General features: G+C 45.6%; 3 protein-coding genes. 1 reads left to right on the top strand and 2 read right to left on the bottom strand.

Annotated elements, in window-relative coordinates; genetic code table 11:
• Positions 1-18: 18 nt before the first annotated feature.
• Both IGB42_RS21835 and IGB42_RS21830 read right to left on the bottom strand, forming a co-directional pair.
• Entirely contained in the window at positions 19-234 is a 216-nt protein-coding gene (locus tag IGB42_RS21835) for a hypothetical protein (protein ID WP_159675660.1), read from the bottom strand.
• Between the two features lie 62 nt (positions 235-296).
• The gene (locus IGB42_RS21830; RefSeq protein ID WP_159675659.1) at positions 297-662 is read right to left on the bottom strand and encodes a hypothetical protein; all 366 of its coding nucleotides are present in this window, start codon (positions 660-662) and stop codon (positions 297-299) included.
• A gap of 130 nt (positions 663-792) precedes the next feature.
• Here IGB42_RS21830 and IGB42_RS21825 point away from each other — a divergent pair.
• Positions 793-1,091 (top strand): transposase (locus tag IGB42_RS21825; protein WP_174764255.1); only part of this gene is annotated, 299 nt, incomplete at its 3' end.

Raw genomic sequence — 1,091 nt, 5'->3', positions numbered from 1 at the left:
GGGACCTGACAATACTCATCAATCTTTTATTGTTGACTTTCCACCGTAATGCACAATGCCGTCCCCATGCTCACAAGAAATCCTCAAGTAATAAATTCCTGCCGACATCGATTTGTAATTTACGCCAACGATCAGGCACACCTCTTCTTTGGCAAGCCTGAAAGAAACCACATGCGTTTTCTCATCAAGCACAGGAAATCCACCATAAGGAGCTACAAATTGCTTCCCTGCCACATCCTCATGTCGTATCCATGGCCCACACCCCACCAAGAGCAGGGCCAATATTAATATGCGCTTTATGGGTTTTCTCCTGACACAGCGTCATTCTTCACCTCAGACGTACCCTCAGCCTTTCCTCCCTGCCCTACGGAAGACTGATTTGCATCATCTGATGTGGAAGCATCTGCTTTGGTTTGCATCGCCTTTTTTACCAGATTCAACAGCTGAAGCGGCGTTGTGCAATTTTTAACGTCACTTTCAGTAAGTATCCCAGCCGCAACTAAGGCCTTCGCCGCAACGATTGCACAGCTATTACCACACAGACTGTATTTATTATTGTTTTCCTTGACACTAGAAAACACAGCGGCAATTGCTTTATCCGCAGCGGCATCCGTGTGCAAATCTACCACAACTACTGCACGAGTCTTTTCTTCATTACTCAAATAAGATTCTGCAGGTTCAGTATTATTGATTCCACTACCTACCATTTCATTAATTGTACCATAAAAAAATAGGGGACAGACCACGTTTTATGGTCTATTTTTCCAGTGAGCTCACTTACTCGAATGTCCTATGCCACGTCGCGCCCGTGTTTATCCACCCGGTGTCCCACTGCATCTGATCCAGCGGGGCAATAATCGTCAGGCTTGTTTCTTTGCCGATGAAGATTATCTGGTCTATCTGGAATGGCTAAAAGACTATGCAGTGATGACAGGTTGCAAAGTGCACGGTTATACATTGATGACCAATCATGTTCATTTGCTGTTGTCTTCATCTCATACTGATGGGGCGGGTGCACTGATGAAGGCACTGGGGCAACGCTATGTGCAATATGTGAATCGCACCTATCGTCGTAGTGGTACTTTATGGGG

Origin of the sequence: Andreprevotia sp. IGB-42, from assembly GCF_009848685.1 — a bacterium.
In the GTDB taxonomy this organism is placed as follows: Bacteria; Pseudomonadota; Gammaproteobacteria; order Burkholderiales; family Chitinibacteraceae; genus Andreprevotia.
The sequence above is the reverse complement of the archived record's forward strand: the minus strand, read 5'-3'. Positions and strand labels throughout refer to the sequence as shown.